The organism is Pseudodesulfovibrio sp. 7M6 (assembly GCF_050058625.1).
GTDB classification, from domain to species: Bacteria; Desulfobacterota; Desulfovibrionia; order Desulfovibrionales; family Desulfovibrionaceae; genus Pseudodesulfovibrio; species Pseudodesulfovibrio salinus.
In genome coordinates, this window is record NZ_CP188816.1 from 2,790,059 (window position 1) to 2,806,621 (window position 16,563).

15 protein-coding genes are annotated in these 16,563 nt (G+C 60.8%); 2 read left to right on the plus strand and 13 right to left on the minus strand.

Annotated features, from left to right (window positions below; all coding sequences use genetic code 11):
- Positions 1-22 precede the first annotated feature (22 nt).
- Both ACI0FG_RS13120 and ACI0FG_RS13125 read right to left on the minus strand, forming a co-directional pair.
- Positions 23-604 (minus strand): peroxiredoxin, encoded by a 582-nt coding sequence (locus ACI0FG_RS13120; RefSeq protein ID WP_419785447.1) that lies wholly within the window; start codon positions 602-604, stop codon positions 23-25.
- 9 nt (positions 605-613) lie between these two features.
- Complete coding sequence (locus tag ACI0FG_RS13125; protein WP_419785448.1) at positions 614-1,153, minus strand: TlpA family protein disulfide reductase; 540 nt, start codon at positions 1,151-1,153, stop codon at positions 614-616.
- A gap of 298 nt (positions 1,154-1,451) precedes the next feature.
- On the opposite strand from ACI0FG_RS13125, the gene ACI0FG_RS13130 reads away from it, so the two are divergent.
- Complete coding sequence (locus tag ACI0FG_RS13130; protein WP_419785449.1) at positions 1,452-3,032, plus strand: sigma 54-interacting transcriptional regulator; 1,581 nt, start codon at positions 1,452-1,454, stop codon at positions 3,030-3,032.
- Between the two features lie 108 nt (positions 3,033-3,140).
- Here ACI0FG_RS13130 and ACI0FG_RS13135 read toward each other — a convergent pair whose 3' ends face one another.
- From ACI0FG_RS13135 to nifH, 11 genes are all read right to left on the minus strand, one after another.
- A complete protein-coding gene (locus ACI0FG_RS13135; protein ID WP_419785450.1) occupies positions 3,141-3,386 on the minus strand; it encodes a hypothetical protein in 246 nt (81 codons plus the stop codon).
- A gap of 903 nt (positions 3,387-4,289) precedes the next feature.
- Positions 4,290-5,558: a radical SAM protein gene (locus ACI0FG_RS13140; protein ID WP_419785451.1), complete on the minus strand. Its 1,269-nt coding sequence runs from the start codon at positions 5,556-5,558 to the stop codon at positions 4,290-4,292.
- A gap of 25 nt (positions 5,559-5,583) precedes the next feature.
- Positions 5,584-6,957, minus strand: coding sequence for a nitrogenase component 1 (locus ACI0FG_RS13145; protein WP_419785452.1), 1,374 nt, complete (start codon positions 6,955-6,957; stop codon positions 5,584-5,586).
- The gene (gene nifE, locus ACI0FG_RS13150) at positions 6,950-8,338 is read right to left on the minus strand and encodes a nitrogenase iron-molybdenum cofactor biosynthesis protein NifE (protein ID WP_419785453.1); all 1,389 of its coding nucleotides are present in this window, start codon (positions 8,336-8,338) and stop codon (positions 6,950-6,952) included. Before nifE ends, ACI0FG_RS13145 begins: the two co-directional genes overlap by 8 nt.
- 339 nt (positions 8,339-8,677) lie before the next feature.
- Positions 8,678-8,980: a (2Fe-2S) ferredoxin domain-containing protein gene (locus tag ACI0FG_RS13155; protein ID WP_419785455.1), complete on the minus strand. Its 303-nt coding sequence runs from the start codon at positions 8,978-8,980 to the stop codon at positions 8,678-8,680.
- 24 nt (positions 8,981-9,004) lie between these two features.
- Positions 9,005-10,177: a radical SAM protein gene (locus ACI0FG_RS13160; RefSeq protein WP_419785456.1), complete on the minus strand. Its 1,173-nt coding sequence runs from the start codon at positions 10,175-10,177 to the stop codon at positions 9,005-9,007.
- Positions 10,178-10,292: 115 nt separating this feature from the next.
- Positions 10,293-11,669, minus strand: a complete 1,377-nt coding sequence (gene nifK, locus ACI0FG_RS13165) for a nitrogenase molybdenum-iron protein subunit beta (protein ID WP_419785457.1) — start codon at positions 11,667-11,669, stop codon at positions 10,293-10,295.
- A gap of 15 nt (positions 11,670-11,684) precedes the next feature.
- Positions 11,685-13,322, minus strand: a complete 1,638-nt coding sequence (gene nifD, locus ACI0FG_RS13170) for a nitrogenase molybdenum-iron protein alpha chain (protein ID WP_419785458.1) — start codon at positions 13,320-13,322, stop codon at positions 11,685-11,687.
- A gap of 26 nt (positions 13,323-13,348) precedes the next feature.
- Entirely contained in the window at positions 13,349-13,723 is a 375-nt protein-coding gene (locus ACI0FG_RS13175) for a P-II family nitrogen regulator (protein ID WP_419785459.1), read from the minus strand.
- Positions 13,724-13,725: 2 nt separating this feature from the next.
- Positions 13,726-14,076, minus strand: coding sequence for a P-II family nitrogen regulator (locus ACI0FG_RS13180; protein ID WP_419785460.1), 351 nt, complete (start codon positions 14,074-14,076; stop codon positions 13,726-13,728).
- 71 nt (positions 14,077-14,147) lie between these two features.
- Positions 14,148-14,975: a nitrogenase iron protein gene (gene nifH / locus ACI0FG_RS13185; RefSeq protein ID WP_419785461.1), complete on the minus strand. Its 828-nt coding sequence runs from the start codon at positions 14,973-14,975 to the stop codon at positions 14,148-14,150.
- 327 nt (positions 14,976-15,302) lie between these two features.
- Here nifH and ACI0FG_RS13190 point away from each other — a divergent pair, with 327 nt between their 5' ends.
- The gene (locus ACI0FG_RS13190; RefSeq protein WP_419785462.1) at positions 15,303-16,421 is read left to right on the plus strand and encodes a LeuA family protein; all 1,119 of its coding nucleotides are present in this window, start codon (positions 15,303-15,305) and stop codon (positions 16,419-16,421) included.
- The last annotated feature ends 142 nt before the right edge of the window (positions 16,422-16,563 follow it).

The window sequence follows — 16,563 nt, forward strand, 5'->3', positions numbered from 1 at the left end:
ACGCCCGCCTCTGCCGTGAGGACTACTGCGCCTTGCCCACCACCCGGTCCAGGGCCTGGATGAGCATCCCGAGGTCCGGCCGCTTGTTGATATCGCCGACGTGAATCCAGCGGATGATACCCTTCGCATCGATGATGAACAGTGCCCGCTCGGCCATGCCGTTTGATCGCAGAACGCCATAGGCCGACGCCGCCGCACCGTGCGGCCAGAAATCCGAAAGCACCGGAAAGCCGAGCCCGCCCATGGCCTCGACCCAGGCGTGCTGGCTCGGCCAGTTGTCTTCGCTGATGCCGATGAGTTGGGCGCCCCGTTTGGCAAACATGTCCAACACCAGATTATAGCCCGGCCACTGGTCGGAACAGACCGGCGTCCAGGCGGCCGGGACAAAGGTCAGCACTACTGCCTTGCCCCGAAAGTCACTCAGGCGGTACCGTTTGCCGTCAAAGCTGGGCAGGTCGAAGTCCGGTGCGGGGTCTCCCTCCGCCACCTTGAGCACGGAATCCACGGGTTTCAATTTCCCTGTATCATAAACATGGAGATGGTCGGCCCATGCCGCCGAAGGCAGCAGGGCCACCATCATGAAAAGCAAAAGAACAAAACGCATTGCCGTCTCCTACGGTGTAGCAAAACCCTTTATCAAGGCCAGGAGGACGTTGACGTCGTCAATGGCCCCCTCATGGCGGTAGCGCACGGTACGGCCTTCCTGCATGTCAACCAGGTAAAACGTCGGGGTCCCGACCTCGCCGAGGGCCTTGTGCCAGACATAATTGGGGTCGTCGAACAAGGGGAACGCAACCCCGAACTTTTCACCATAAACCTTTACTTCGAAGGCCGTGTTGCCCGCTCCTATGCCGATAAAACGCACGTTCTTGCCAAAGCCCGCCGAGCTTACCTTCTGGTAGAGGGCATTGACCTTGGGCGCGTTGCGCTGGCAGATGGGACAATACATGCTGAAAAGTTCGATAAAAAGGTATCGCGCTCCGATGGCGGAGGGCCGCGCCTCGTCGGAAAGTCCGAGATACTCCTTCTGTTCCTCGTCCAACGGACCTGTCAGCGGCAAATCCGGAAAGGCATCGGCTGCCCCGGCCGGAACGCCAGCGAGGCAAAGGAGAGATATGGCCATAAACAGCGACAAGATGGAACGTTGCAACATGCCGTTTCTCCGTATTTGAAGGTTTTGACGCCATTATACAATATATGTCCTAGCCCGGCCAAAGGCAATACGATCCTTCACTTCCCTGTCTTGCCCCCTTCCCTCCTTTCCAAGCCTCACTTTGGGGCTGCTCCCATCATCTCCCGGTGAAATGACACAAATAGCATCAATGTTCATTTTGTAGTTTATTTTTTACTTTTTTGTCATAAAATAATCATATTTTCGCCAGACTGATTGGTATTATCCTTATAAAACAAGGCCAAACAGCATCTGGCATTATGCTTGCTTCGACGTCGTCATGACCCAAAGCGTCCACGGAATGAAACACGGCGCCCTGTTGGCGATCTGTCAGGTAATCGACCAGTCCATTGAGTTGGAGTCGGCCCTGGAGCACGTGCTTCGAATCATGTCAGACGAGCTGTCCATGCAGCGCGCCACCGTAACCCTCTATGCCCCGGAAACAGGCCAGCTCTCCATCAGTGCCTCCTACGGCCTGACCCCGGAGGAGAAACAGCGTGGCGTCTACCGGTTGGATGAGGGCATCACCGGCCGTATCTTCCAGACAGGCGAGCCCTTCTTTGTACCGGATATCAACAAGGAGCCGCTCTTCCTGGACAGGACCGGTGCCCGCCGCCTGAAGCGGGGCATGATCTCGTTCATCGGCGTTCCCATCATGCTGCACGGCATCCCCATCGGTGTACTCAATGTGGACCGTCTCTTTTCGGACGACATAGGTTTCGAGGAAGACGTCGATTTCCTCAAGATCGTGGCCACGCTCATCAGCCAGTTCATCAGCCTCAACGAAAAGATCATGCAGCGGGAGGCCGTGCTCAAGCGCGAAAACACCTCCCTGAAATACCAGATTTCCAAGAGCACCAAGGGCCCCTACATCGTCGGCCAGAGCCAGGCCATGGTCGAGGTGCAGCGCCAGATGGAGAAGGTGTCGCCCACCCGCGCCACGGTGCTGCTGCTGGGCGAATCCGGCGTGGGCAAGACGCTTATCGCCAAAATCATCCACGAGCTTTCCGAACGCACGCAGTATCCCTTCATCAAGGTCAACTGTGCCTCGATTCCCGAGAATCTACTGGAATCCGAACTCTTCGGCCATGAGAAGGGCGCGTTTACCGGCGCCACCAATTCCCGGCCGGGCCGGTTCGAGGAAGCGGATTCGGGCACCATCTTTCTGGACGAAATCGGCGAACTGCCCATGGCGCTCCAGGCCAAGCTTCTGCGCGTGCTCCAGGACAAGGAACTGGAACGGCTCGGCAGCAACCGCACCCGCCACATCGACGTGCGCATCCTGGCCGCCACCAACCGCGATCTCGGCGACCTGGTCGAGCGGGGCAAGTTCCGCCTGGACCTCTACTACCGGCTCAACGTCTTTCCCATCCGGGTGCCCGCCCTGCGCGAGCGCAAGGAGGACATCCCCGGTCTGCTCAACCACTTCATGCGCCGCATGGCCGATGATTATGGCCGGGTCATGCACTTTACGCCCACGGCCCTGGATGCGCTCATCCGCTACGACTGGCCGGGCAATGTTCGCGAGATGCAGAACCTGATCGAACGGCTGGTCATCATGGCCGAATCCGAACGTATCAGCCTGGAATTTCTCAAGTCCTACCTGGCTCCCGGACAGTCTTCCACAACCCAGGAGACACTCGGCACAACGGCCCCGCCCGCACATCAGGCTTCGCTCAAGGAAGTGGAGAGAAACGAAGTGCTGGCCGCCCTGGAACGCAACGACTGGCTCCAGTACAAGGCTGCGGAGGCCCTGGGGCTCACCGCCAGACAGATGGGCTACCGGGTCAAGAAGTACAATCTGGAATCGATGATTGCCGAAGGGCGCGCCAGACTGCGACGCCGCAAAAAGGAAAACTAGAATTTCCCGACATACACCTCCCCCCAAACGAGCGGCCCCGCCAGTCATGTGACAGGCGGGGCCGCTCTGGGATGAACAGGACTTTCCATTACAAGATCGGAAACGCCCCTATTCCACAGGGCCGAGAGTCCGAACAGAAGCGATCTTTTCCCAGTCATAGTAGGTGTTGATGGTGACGCCATCCTTGACGCAGGTCACCCGCACAAATTCCTCGCCAAGAAACAGCGTGGCACCGTCATATACGGTGCCTTCGTTGACCTGAATCTGGATGTCCTTCCTGAGCTTGCGGGACATGGTCCCCTGCACCGGTTTGGACGCATACTCGAACACTTTTTCCAACGTCGCCTTGTTCATTCGGTTCCTCCTTGGGTTAGTGTCGAACCACACCGGCAGCAAACAGGTCCGGGTTGCGCGACTTCCCTGAAGACGCGGACCAGCTTTCGGCATGGCAAAATTTTCAACGGGTCCGAAAGGATCGTCATATCCAGCGGACTTCCATCCGTCGGCATCCAAAGCGCCCCCGGCAAGGCGCAAGCTGCCGCCTAGGCCGACGCGCAGTCATCCTGCGCAAGAGCCCGGCACCAACCCGGCAACCGCCACCCTCCGTCCGAAACGTACTTACCCCGGCTAAGGCCGGAGATCGGTGCGAGGGCAAGACGCAAGCTGCCGCCGGGGCCGACGCGCAGTCATCCTGCGCAAGGGCCCGGCACCAACCCGACAACCGCCGCCCTCCGTCCGAAACGCACCTACCCGGCTAAGGCCGGAAATCGGTGCGAGGGCAAGACGCAAGCTGCCGCCGGGGCCGACGCGCAGTCATCCTGCGCAAGGGCCCGGCACCAACCCGACAACCGCCGCCCTCCGTCCGAAACGCACCTACCCGGCTAAGGCCGGAAATCGGTGCGAGGGCAAGACGCAAGCTGCCGCCGGGGCCGACGCGCAGTCATCCTGCGCAAGAGCCCGGCACCAACCCGGCAACCGCCACCCTCCGTCCGAAACGCACCTACCCCGGCTAAGGCCGGAGATCGGTGCGAGGGCAAGGCGCAAGCTGCCGCCGGGGCCGACGCGTAGTCCTCCTACGCGAGGGTCCGGCACCAACCCGGCAACCGCCGCCCTCCGTCCGAAACGCACCTACCCCGGCTAAGGCCGGAGATCGGTGCGAGGGCAAGGCGCAAGCTGCCGCCGGGGCCGACGCGTAGTCCTCCTACGCGAGGGTCCGGCGGCAGCGCAGCAACGCAGCCATCGTGCCGATATCCGGCCTTAGCCGCAGCCGCCTCCGCCTCCGGCGCAGGCTCCGCCGATTCCGGCGCGGCGTCCCTTGAACAACCGCAGGTCGCCACCGGAAAAGACGGCCCCCAAAGAATCCTGAATAAATCCGTCCACCACGTGGGCGGCAATGCCGTGTTCTTCCAACATGAGCCGCGGGGTCTCGCCGATGGCGGCACTCAACACGGCCCGGCAGTCATGCAGGGTGGCGGCCAGCTCGGTCCATCGTTGGGGACCGCACCCCGCTTCCGGGGCCGGGCGCTCGCCGATGAGACGGAACAGACCGTTTTCGGCCTCGCCCCAGATCTGGAACGACTTGGCCTCGCCCAGATGCTGGTTGACCAACAGGCCCTCGCGGGTGGCGACGGCCACATACGGCTTGACCGCATCGGCCTCCAGGGGCTTGAGCTTGGAACACGCCTGAAGCGTGCCGCACAGCGCGGCGGACTGGTCGTTGCCCAGCAGGCCGACGGCATCGGCGCGGCAGCGGCGGCAGTGAGTCATCTGGGCGATGACCTTGCCAGCTTCCTTGCGCAGGGGCAGGACCGTCTCCTTGCCCGGCTCGGGCAGGTGGGCAAAAGGCGTGTCCGCCGTGGGCTTGATCGGAATCATGTTCTGGATGTCCGCCCCCAGTTCGGCACACACCCTGGCCACCTCGACGATGTGGTGGTCATTGACGCCGGGGATGATGATGGAATTGATCTTGACGGTGATGCCGCGTTCCTTGAGGCCCTTTATGGCCGCAAGCTGGCGCTCCAGCAACAGGGCCGCGCCCTGCTCGCCGCGATAGACAACATTGCCGTCCTTGACCCAGGCATAGATCCGAGCACCGATGGCCGGGTCAACGGCCGAGATGGTGATGGTGACGTGGGAAACACCTATCTCCGCAATGTCGTCCAGGTACGGCAGGATGCCCATGCCGTTGGTGGAAAGACAGTAAAGCAGCTCGGGATGATCCTTGTTGATGCGGCGCATGGTCTCCAGGGTTTCGGACGGGTTGGCGAAGGGATCGCCGGGACCGGCGATGCCCGCCACGGTGATGCGCGGCTCCTTCTCCAGGACCTTGCCCATGTATTCCGCAGCCTGGAACGGCTTGAGCACGCCGCTGGTCACGCCGGGACGGGACTCGTTGACACAGTCGTATTTGCGATTGCAGTAGTTGCACTGGATATTGCACTTGGGGGCAACCGGAAGATGCACGCGGCCGCAGCTGCCGGACGATTCCTTGTTGAAGCACGGGTGGCGGGTCGTATCCTTGATCATAACGGGCTCCTTGATTCCTTCCGGTTTAAAGATATCCGTAGCCGATGGGAGAATCGGCCTGCTTCTTTTCGAGTACGGCGTTGACCACGCGATCGAACAATGTGAGCGCGCCCTTGTAGCCGAGGTGCAGCGTGCGCTGCCCACCGAAACGGTCGTGGATCGGGAATCCCACGCGAATGAGGGGCACCTTCCATTCCTTGGCGTACTTGTAGCCCTTGGAATGGCCGACCATCAGGTCCGGCGCCAGGGTCTCGGCCTCGGAGGCGATGTCGTGGAAATCCACACCCTCGCGCACTTCGGGGGCGATGCGCGCCACGCCGTCGGTGACGCGGGCTATGGCGTCGGACAAGCCCTTCTTGCGGGCACCGGTTCCGACCAGCACGACGTCAACACCGATCTCGGACAGGAAGGAGGTCATGCCGACCACCAGGTCCTCTTCGCCGTAAACAACGGCGCGCTTGCCGAAAATGTACTTGTGACCGTCCACATAGGCGTCGATCAGCCGTCCGCGCTCCAGTTCGTACCGCCTGGGCACGGGCGTGCCGGACACGCTCTCCAGGGTCTCGTAGAACTTGTCGGACTCGCGCAGGCCGATGGGCAGACCGATGCGGTAGTTGGGCACATCAAAACGGTCCGCGAGGCTGGTGCCGCCGGACTGCGGAGGCATGCAGCGGCCAAACTCGATGGTCGCCCGTGAGCCGGACATTTCCTTGATCTCCTGGATGGGCGTGCCGCCGGAGGGAATCTTGACATAGTCCTCCAGAGCCGGGCCATCGAGGGTCTCGGAGATATCAGGCAGGATGGTCGCCTTGATGCCGAAGTCGCGGCAGATATCGAAAAGCAGGCGGATATCCTCGCAGGAAACCATGTTGGGCAGGATGTTCACGCGACCGTTGTCCGGGGTCCTCTCGGTGCACAGCTGCTCCACCAGGGAACGTACCGCGCCGTGCCAGCCGTCCATATGCGTGCCGCTGTAGCTCGGCGTGTTGACGTAAACGGTTTCCGGCAGTTCCAGATCGCCGAATTCCTTGTGAAATTCGTGGAGTGCGCGGGGCACGTCGTCGCCGATGGTCTCGGTAAGGCAGGTGGTGGCAATGCCAACCAGGGCGGGCTCATACTTCTTCATCACATTGAGGATGCCCTTCTTGAGATTGGGACCACCGCCGTAAATGGCCTGCTTTTCGCCCAGGGCCGAGGACGCGATGTCCACCGGCTCCCGGAAATGGGAGATGATATAGCGCCGCATGTAGGTGGCGCAGCCCTGCGAGCCGTGCAGGAAGGGAATGGCCCCCTCCACACCGCGGAAGGCCAGAGAGGCACCGAGCGGTGTACACAGCTTGCAGGCGTTTGTCGTGGAAACGTAGTTGGGCTTCTTCTGGATGGTGGCGGAGCTACTCATTGACGGCCTCCTTCTTCGCGGCGGCAATGCGGCTGGCGCGCCGGGGCGCGAACTGCCAGACAGGGGACATGGCCGAGGAGTGAATTTCGCGGGCAAAGTTGAGCATACCCACGAATCCTTCCAGGGCTTCCTTGCGCTCGTGGTTGTGGTCGCAGAATCCCACACCCAGCTTGTAGGCGATGGGCCGTTCCTTGACGCCGCCGACGAACACGTCCACGTCCTTTTCCTTGATGAAATGGGACAGCTCCAGCGGGTTGGCGTCGTCAATGATGACGGTGCCGGGATCGGTGATCTGTTCCAGTTCGGCGTAGTCTTCCTTGGTGCCGGTCTGGGAGCCGACCATGACGACCTTCATGCCCAGGTGACGGAACGCCTTGACCAGGGAGAACGCCTTGAAGGAACCGCCCACATACATGGCGACCTTCTTGCCCTCCAGGTCCTTGCGATAGCGCGCCAGTTCCGGCATGAGCTTTTCCAGCTCTTCCTTGACCAGCTTCTGGGTGCGCTCGACAATGCCGGGGTCCTTGTCCTTGAAGAAATCGGCCACCTTGTACAGGGAGTCGGCCATATCCTCGATGCCGAGGTAGGAGACCCGCTCGTACGGCGTGCCGTATTTCTCTTCCATCATCTTGGCCAGCTCCAGCGTGGCGCCGGAGCACTGGACCAGATTGAGGGCGGCGCCATGGCAGCGGCGGATGTCCGCAACCCGGCCGTCTCCGGTGATGTTGGCCACTACCTGCACGCCCATCTTTTCCAGATATTCCCGAATGATCCAGATTTCTCCAGCCAGGTTGAAATCGCCGAGGATATTGATGGAAACCGGGGAAAGATCACTGACGTCGCCGGTGCCGACCAGCTGGAACATAGCCTTGCAGGCGGCCTCGTAACCGGCACGTTTGTTGCCCTTGAAACCTTCGGACTGGACCGGCAGCACCGGGATGTCCTTCTTCTCGCTCATCCGGCGGCAGACCGCCTGCACATCATCGCCGATGATGCCAACGATGCAGGTGGAGTAGACAAAGGCCGCATTGGGGTGATGACGGTCAATGAGTTCGTCGAGGGCGGCTTCGAGCTTTTTCTCGCCGCCGAAAATTACATCGGTCTCCTGAAGATCCGTGGAAAAGGAAAGCCGGTGCAGCATAGGCCCGCTGGAGAGCGAACCCCGGATATCCCAGGTATAGACCGCGCAGCCGATGGGGCCGTGCACCAAGTGCAGGGCGTCGGCTATGGGGTACAGGACCACGCGCGATCCACAGAATACGCAGGCACGCTGACTCACCGCCCCGGCCAGGGATTCCCGGTTGCAGGCGATGTCGATGGCGCCCTGGCCGGTCATGTGGATCTGATCCTTTCTTTCTTCGAGTATGGTTGTTGTCGTCATGCTTCCCCCTTGGTTCCAATCGGTTATGATTTGGGGATTTGTCGTCCTCGTGCCGCCGAAATGTACGGGCTCCGGTCCGTTATTCCGGCGTGCATCGCCCCTGCCCTGGCCCCGCCCGTCTCCCTTGCGGGAGCGGCGGGGCCGCCTTCAGCCGTAGTGAGCGTCAACCGCCCCGCTTGCGTGCCGGAAACCGTCCTTCCGGCTGAGCGGGCGGCCGGGATGCGTCCCCGACCAATGTTCGGCATCAGTTCCGGGCCGTCCGCACGCGTTGCGGGTCGCGGGCATCGTGCTTGCGAAACGAATGACTGTGGCTTCGGGCATCGGGCGACTCTCTCTCGCTTAGGACAGCAGGTAGTCGGCGCACGCTTCGCCGTCTTCAAGACCGTCCAAAATTGCATCAATGGCCTCTTCGGAATCCACGCCCTTGAACCAGTAGTTGTCGGGCTGGACCACCATGATGGGTCCGTTCTCACACTGCTTGAGGCAAGTGGAGGCCACCACAAGCGCATCCAGCCCTCGGTCCAGAATCTCTTCCTCGATATACTGCAGGAAGCCTTCACTCTGCTTGTGGCAGATGCCCTTCTTGTCGCCAGCAGCGCGGAAGGACTGGCAGCAAATGATCATCCTCTGGGGTACAGCCATGTTCAACTCCTCATGATGTCTTGTTTATTTCTTACACTTCTTGCCCTTACCCCCGCCGTAGAGCACATCCACGGTGGGAGCAATTTCGCCATCGGTAATAAAAACAGTCAGCCCGCTGCGGGCCAGCAGCTCCCTCGGGCTCGGCCCGGCACTGGCGGCCAGGAGCACGAAGCAATCGGAAAGCAGCTTGCCGAGTTCCTCCCAGCGCGTGACTCCGGTGCCCGCCTCAGGCGCGTTGCGCACTTCCAGGAGGCAGGGCAGCCCGTCCTCACGCGGACCGTAGACGAGCACCTTGGACGCCTGGCCCAGATGCAGATCGACCTCCATGCCCGTCTCGCTGACGACGGCCACGTTGGGCCGCGCCTCCGTGGGACGGGGCAGCGTCGGCACCGCGTCCCCCTCGGAGCCGCGCTGCTCAAGGCCGACATTGGCCTCGCCGCACTCCTCCCAGGAAGGCATGAGATTGATGTGTCCGGCAACCTTGTCGCGGACAGAGGCCAGCAGATCCATGTCCGGCGTGGTCGGAAACTCGTCATTGTCCTTGTCGGGCCAGAAGGGAACCACGGCCATGATGTCCGCGCCCAGTTCGGCCATGGTCATGGCGATGGTCTCCACATGGTCGTCGTTGTAGCCGGGGTAGACCGTGGTATTGACCTTGACGGAGACGCCGGCGGCCTTGAGGGCCTTGACCGCCTTGGTCTGCTCTTCCACAAGGATGTGGGAGGCGGCAGCCAGGGGCATGGTCTTGGTGGACGGGCGGACCCAGGCATACAGCCTCTGGACCACCTCGGGATCGACAGCCTCCACCAGGAGGGTGACGTGGGAAATTTTCAGCTTGGCAAAGGTCTCGGCATAGCGGTCCACGCCAATGCCCGCCGTGGTCAGACACAGGGAAATTTCGGGGTACCGCTCCCGCACCAGTTCCAGGGTCCGGATGGTGATATCGGGCGTGGCCATGGGGTCGCCTGGGCCGGTGATGCCCACGATGCCGACGTTGGCACCTTCGGTGGCAAGGGTGTTCTCCAGCCAGGAGAGAGCCTCTTCCGGAACCATGGCGGGCGGGGCCTTCTTTGTGGGCTCAAACTTGATGCGGACGTTGGCGCGCGGGGCCACGGGCAGGTGCAGGCGGCCGATCTTGCTGCGGGAGGTCAACCCGAAGCAGGGGTGGGATTCATATGAGACTGCGGTAGGTGTCATGGCTGCCTTCATCCTTGGTTTTTCGGGTCGAGCCGCCAAAGCGGCCGGGCCTGGGGTCGATGGGGTATGTGCCCCGCGGCGGAGGGGGAAGAACTCCGCCGCGGGACGAATGATGCTACAGGACGAGCTCGAAGGAACGTTCGGAGGAGTCGCGGTCCTTGCGTTCCAGCAACAGATCCAACATTTTTTCGAGCAACCGGAGGCCGCCCTTGTAGCCGACTGTCGGGAAGTACTGGTGGCCCTGGCGGTCCAGGATGGGGAAGCCCCACCGGAGCAGAGGAATGTCCTCGTCGCGGGCGATATACTTGCCGTAGGTATTGCCGATGAGCAGGTCGACGGGCTCGTTCTTGATCCACTGGTGCATCAGGAACATGTCACCCTTTGCCTTGACCTTGACCTCGAAGGGCTGGCCTTCGCAGATTTCCTTGATGCGCTTCTCGAACGCCTTGCCCGGGGTGCCGGTGACGACGTAGACAGGCTGCATATCCAGGGAAACCAGGAACTCGCACATGGAGATGAGCTGATCCGGATCGCCCCAGATGGCTACGCGCTTGCCGTAGAAGTACTGGTGCATGTCGGAAATCATATCCACGAGCTGACCGCGTTCGGTGTCCACGGCATCCGGAACCGGCACGCCGGCCACGGTGCGCAGCACGTCAATGAAGCGGTCGGTGGCGGCCAGGCCGAAGGGCATGTCGAGAACGGTGCAGGGAACCTTGCACTTGGCGTCGAGCCAACGGGCCGCGTCGGCCGAACACCACTCGCCCAGGGCCAGGGTGCCCATGGCGTCGCCGCAGGCCTTGAGTTCGTTGATGGTCACGCCGCCTTCGGGGAACATCTTGTATTCACCGGTCAGGGGCGCATCGAGCACGCCGGAGGTGTCCGGGAACAGGGTGATGTCCACACCGACCAGAGCGGCCAGACGCTTGATCTCGGCCATGTCGGAAGGTTCGACCCAACCGGGGATGACGTTGACCTTGCGCGACTTCTTGCCGGACGGCTCGGCCAGCATGGCCATGGACTTGACCATGTTGGAGAAACCGGTGACGTGGGAACCGACGTAGCTCGGGGTGGCGGCGCCGAGGAGGGTCTTGCCCTCGGGCACCTTGCCGTCCTTCTCGGCCTTGGCGAAGATCTGTTTCAGGTCATCGCCGATGGTCTCGGACAGGCAGGTGGTGTGCACGGCGATCACATCCGGGTTGTAAACCGTAAAGATGTTGTTGATCGCCTGGATCAGGTTGGCATGACCGCCGAAGACGGACGCACCTTCCGTGAACGAGCTGGTGGACGCGGAGATGGGTTCCTTGTAGTGCCGGGTCAGCGTGGAGCGATGGTAGGCGCAGCAGCCCTGCGAACCATGGGAGTGCGGCAGGCAGCCGTGAATCCCGAGGGCGGCGTACATGGCGCCGATGGGCTGGCACGTCTTGGCCGGGTTGATGGTCAGCGCCTTGCGCTCCATCACTTCAACTGGGGTATGTCTGAGTAATGCCATATCTCTTAACCTTCCTTATTCCCACACAAAGGTGCCGGTGAGTTCGGTAGACTCCTGCCAGGGAGACTTCGTGTAAGACCAGACCTTGCTGCTTACGAGACGGGCGATCTCGTCGTAGAAGTTGATCGCGCCCTTGAAACCGGCGTAAGGTCCGCCGTAGTCATAGCTGTGGAGCTGCTTCATGGGCACACCGCACTTCTGGATGGAGTACTTTTCCTTGATACCGGCGCAGAAGATGTCCGGATGGTAGAGCTCCACCAGCTTTTCGGCTTCGTACTGGTTCAGGTCGTCGATGACGATGGTACCCTGCTCCATCTGCTCGTTCATGCCTTCGTAATCCTTGAACTCGAACCCGGTGTCCTCGAGGGCCTTGATTTCCTCGGCGGTCTTGCGCGGGTTGTAGAGTTCCGGATCAGCCGAAACCTCGATTTCCTCGATGTTGCGGGAGTCGGCATCCGGGACGAGGTCCGGAATGACCTGGCGGCCTTCGTAGTCGTCGCGGTGGGCGAACTCATAACCGGCGGACAGGGTCTTCATGCCAAGCTCGGTGAACAGGTCCTGATAGTGGTGGGCGCGGGAGCCGCCGACGAACAGCATGGCGGTCTTGCCTTCGGTGCGCGGCTTGGCCCCGGCCAGGGCGGCCTCGACAGCGGGCATCTCTTCGGCAATGACAGCTTCGATCTGGTCGATGAGCTTCTTGTCGCCAAAGTACTGGCCGATCTTGCGCAGGGACTTGATGGTACCCTTGGCGCTGATGAAGTTCACCTTGAACCACGGGATACCGTACTTGGTCTCCATCATGTCGGCCACGTAGTTGATGGACCGGTGACACATGACGAGGTTGAGGTCGGCATGGTGGGACCGGGCAAACTGGTCGTAGGAGGAGTTGCCGGAGAAGGTGGACAGGCAGGTGATGCCGCACTTCTTGAGGATGCGGTCGATCTCGAAACCGTCACCACCGATGTTGTACTCACCCAGCAGGTTGATCTTGAACTCGCCCTCTTCCTCCTTCGAGCTCTCACCGACGAGGTGCGTGAAGACCTGGTTGTTGGCGATGTGGTGACCGGCGGACTGGGAGACGCCCTTGTAGCCTTCGCAGGAGAAGGCGAACACGTTGCAGTCCCCGAACTTCTCCTTCATCTTCTTGGACACGGCGTGGATATCATCGCCGATCAGGCCGACCGGGCAGGTGGCGAACACGCAAATCCCCTTGGGATGCAGCAGGTCGTAGGCCTCCTGAATGGCGGCGGCGAGCTTCTTCTCACCCCCGAAGATGATGTCCTGATCCTGCATGTCCGTGGAGAAGCAGTAAGGCATGTAGTTATCTCCGGTCTCGCCCGCCTCGGTCTGGTTGCGGCGGGTGAGCCAGGAGTAGAAGCCACAGCCGATGGGGCCGTGGGTGATGTTCACGATGTCACGGGTGGGCCCCATGATAACGCCCTTGCAACCTGCGTAGGTGCAGCCGCGCATGGTGATGATGCCCGGGATGGTGCGGACGTTGGCGAGGATTTCGGGAGCGGAGTCGCTGCCAGTGGCCTCGTTGATCATTATCTGCTTTGCGCGCTTGCGGGCCACCTTTGGAGGATACTTCGCGAGAAGCTCTTCCTTGATGTCGGTGGGCTTGAGCTGCACGAGCTTTTTCGTCTTAGCCATGTGTATTGTCTCCTTCAAAAGCGGCGCTAGACTATAGCCTTTTCACCGGTTTCATGGGTCCTGACGCGTACGGCGTCACTGAGGGGCAGTACGAAGATCTTGCCGTCGCCGGGCTTGCCGCTCCGGTTGACCCCCATGATGGCTTCCACCACGTCCTCGACGGTGTCGTCCGGAACCACGATGGTCACGACGCGCTTGGCATAGAGCTTGCCTTTTTCACCCAGTACTTCGGCCGCCTCCTCATAGCCTTTCTCTACTCCGGAGAGGATATCCGCATTGACGAACCCCTTGCCCCGCCCCTGGGCCTCGTGGACAAAGAAGGCGCCCACACCGGCCTCGGTAAGAGCGGTCTTGGTCTTGTTCATCATGTTCATGCGAACAACTGCGATGACTTCCTTCATTATTACGCCCCCTCGCTGGCTTCGGCGGTCTCGTTGACACCAGAGCTGATGGTGTAGACGTCTTCAACCTCATTGACGAAGATCTTGCCGTCGCCGAAGGCGCCCTTGGTGCCGGAACGGGCGGCGTCCATGATGGTGTTGATGACGAAGTCCTTGTCGGTGGCGTTGACCACGCTCATGAGCATCGTCTTGGGGATCTCGTCGTAGGTGACCTCGCCGATCTTGATGCCGCGCTGCTTGCCGCGACCGGCGACGGAGTACTTGGTGACGGCAGGAAAGCCGTTGTCCATAAGGGCGGCCAATACATCATCCACTTTCTCGGGCCGCACAATCGCTCGAATCATGATCATCATTTCAGGGATCTCCTATTAGCTTGGAATCGTTAGGTGTTGGTTATTCTCGCCGTCGATATGCCAAGCCGGAGCTAGGCTTCCATGATGCCGTAATCCATCAGCAACTGCTCAAGGTCCTCAATCTCCAGGGGAGTGGGAATGGTGAACATTTCGTTATTGTCGATGGCCTGGGCCAAGCCCCGGTATTCGTTGGCCTGCGGTACGGCGCCATCCCATTCGATGACGGTTTTGCGGTTGATTTCCGCGCGCTGCACGTCGTTGTCGCGGGGGACGAAGTAGATCATCTGGGTGCCCAGCTTGGCAGCCAGCTCGGTGATCAGATCGGCCTCGCGGTCGGTGTTGCGGGAGTTGCAGATCAGGCCGCCCAGGCGGACTCCGCCGGATTCGGCGTACTTCATGATGCCCTTGCAAATGTTGTTGGCGGCGTACATGGCCATCATCTCGCCGGAACAGACGATGTAGATTTCCTGGGCCTTGCCATCGCGGATAGGCATGGCGAATCCACCGCAGACAACGTCGCCGAGGACGTCGTAGAAGGCGTAGTCCAGGCCCTCGGATTCCTCATAGGCACCCAGGGACTCAAGCATGTTGATGGAAGTGATGATGCCACGGCCCGCACAACCGACACCGGGTTCCGGTCCGCCGGACTCGACACACCAGGTTCCGCCGAAGCCGGGCTTGCGGATATCCTCAAGCTCCACATCCTCGCCTTCTTCACGAAGGGTATCGAGAACGGACTTCTGGGCCAGTCCGCCGAGCAGCAGACGGGTGGAGTCAGCCTTGGGGTCACAACCTACAACCATGACCTTGCGGCCCATCTCAGCCAAACCTGCAACCGTGTTCTGAGTGGTGGTGGACTTGCCGATGCCGCCCTTCCCGTAAATAGCTACTTTCCTCATGATAATCCTCCTATGGGGTTAACTTGCGCTAGATGCTTCCCCTAAGGCAAAGGGCGTGCCATTTGATTATAAAAAGACTATCTATTTGATTTTATTATGTTTTAATTAATGTCACGATAATTCTAACTACCGACACAAAGTGTAGGAAAACACCATTACCCTCCACAAAGGTGTAGGCTCCTACAAAAACGTATTCAGACTTCAATTGTAGGCAATACTATGACAATATACTGATTTTTATTGATATTGTTTAAATATGAGTATTTGGCACTATTTCTGCTTCATATACAACTTACTACGCGCAACAACCAACGGTTGGAGGAAGCGATGCTGTTAGATACGACACTCAGAGAGGGAGCACAGCTTTTCGGGGCCTATTTCACCACTCCGGCAAAGGATGCCATCGTCAGTGGCCTGCTCGCACTCGGCATTGATGAATTGGAGATAGGCTGGGTCGGCCAGGACGGGTTGCTGGAGTTTATCCGCTCCGTCCGCCCCCGGTGCGGCCAGACCAAACTCAGTGTCTGGACGCCCTGCCGCGAGACCGACATCCGGGCGGCCTCCGTCCTGGGCGTGGACCGCGTCAACATCGGCGTACCCGTGTCTGAAAAACACATGGCCCAACGGCTTGATGCGGACCGCGACACGCTCAAGGAGCGCCTCGCCTCAACGGTTCTCACCGCCAAGCTCATGGGCATCTCCTACATTTCCGTAGGCCTTGAGGACATTTCCCGCGCCGACCGCGCCTTTGCCCTGGAGACCGCCAAGCTGGCGGCCGAGATGGGCGCGTCCCGTGTCCGGCTCGCCGACTCGCTGGGGCTGCTCACTCCGCTGGACACGGCGGATATCGTCCGCACCTTTCGTGCGGAGCTGGATATCGACCTTGCCGTGCATTGCCACGACGACTTCGGCATGGCCACGGCCAACGCCATCACGGCCCTTGCCTCGGGCGCAGACTATGCGGACGTGTCGGTCCTCGGCATCGGCGAGCGTTCCGGCATTGCGGCCACGGAGGAGCTGGCCGCCCATATTACGTTAAGAGAGGAGGCAACACATGGCTATTGCACCGAAGCGATCCGCGATCTGTGCGACACGGTTTCCCAGGCTGCCGGAATTCCCATCCCGCGCACCAAGGCCGTGGCTGGCAAGGATATTTTCGCCTGCGAATCGGGCATTCATGCCCACGCGCTCACCAAGTCTCCCGCCCTTTTCGAACCCTACAATCCGGATCGTATCGGGGCGAACCGCACAGTCGCCGTTGGCGGAAAGAGCGGCCGGGCAGCCATTGCGGACGCCCTCAGCAAGACGGGAATGGCGCATCAGGACCACGACATCCCGGCCCTTCTCCAGGCGGTAAGGGAACACGCCCACCGCCTCCGCCGTCCCCTGACCCCGGACGAGTTTGCCCGGCTGGCCCGGACTGCCGGAAAGGATCTGCCATGCTGATACGAAAACTCTTTTTTGCATTTCTCTGGCTCTGCGCCCTGGCCGGTACGGCCCAGACACTGCCCGTCCCCACAACCACAACCACAACCACAACCACAACCACAACACCGGCACACCACGTTGATGCGCCTGCAACATCTAT

Excerpts from the sequence above, each read along its gene's own strand:
- ACI0FG_RS13120 (WP_419785447.1), bottom strand. The coding sequence starts at position 604 with ATGCGTTTTGTTCTTTTGCTTTTCATGATGGTGGCCCTGCTGCCTTCG.
- ACI0FG_RS13125 (WP_419785448.1), bottom strand. The coding sequence starts at position 1,153 with ATGTTGCAACGTTCCATCTTGTCGCTGTTTATGGCCATATCTCTCCTT.
- ACI0FG_RS13130 (WP_419785449.1), top strand. The coding sequence starts at position 1,452 with ATGACCCAAAGCGTCCACGGAATGAAACACGGCGCCCTGTTGGCGATC.
- ACI0FG_RS13135 (WP_419785450.1), bottom strand. The coding sequence starts at position 3,386 with ATGAACAAGGCGACGTTGGAAAAAGTGTTCGAGTATGCGTCCAAACCG.
- ACI0FG_RS13140 (WP_419785451.1), bottom strand. The coding sequence starts at position 5,558 with ATGATCAAGGATACGACCCGCCACCCGTGCTTCAACAAGGAATCGTCC.
- ACI0FG_RS13145 (WP_419785452.1), bottom strand. The coding sequence starts at position 6,957 with ATGAGTAGCTCCGCCACCATCCAGAAGAAGCCCAACTACGTTTCCACG.
- nifE (WP_419785453.1), bottom strand. The coding sequence starts at position 8,338 with ATGACGACAACAACCATACTCGAAGAAAGAAAGGATCAGATCCACATG.
- ACI0FG_RS13155 (WP_419785455.1), bottom strand. The coding sequence starts at position 8,980 with ATGGCTGTACCCCAGAGGATGATCATTTGCTGCCAGTCCTTCCGCGCT.
- ACI0FG_RS13160 (WP_419785456.1), bottom strand. The coding sequence starts at position 10,177 with ATGACACCTACCGCAGTCTCATATGAATCCCACCCCTGCTTCGGGTTG.
- nifK (WP_419785457.1), bottom strand. The coding sequence starts at position 11,669 with ATGGCATTACTCAGACATACCCCAGTTGAAGTGATGGAGCGCAAGGCG.
- nifD (WP_419785458.1), bottom strand. The coding sequence starts at position 13,322 with ATGGCTAAGACGAAAAAGCTCGTGCAGCTCAAGCCCACCGACATCAAG.
- ACI0FG_RS13175 (WP_419785459.1), bottom strand. The coding sequence starts at position 13,723 with ATGAAGGAAGTCATCGCAGTTGTTCGCATGAACATGATGAACAAGACC.
- ACI0FG_RS13180 (WP_419785460.1), bottom strand. The coding sequence starts at position 14,076 with ATGATGATCATGATTCGAGCGATTGTGCGGCCCGAGAAAGTGGATGAT.
- nifH (WP_419785461.1), bottom strand. The coding sequence starts at position 14,975 with ATGAGGAAAGTAGCTATTTACGGGAAGGGCGGCATCGGCAAGTCCACC.
- ACI0FG_RS13190 (WP_419785462.1), top strand. The coding sequence starts at position 15,303 with ATGCTGTTAGATACGACACTCAGAGAGGGAGCACAGCTTTTCGGGGCC.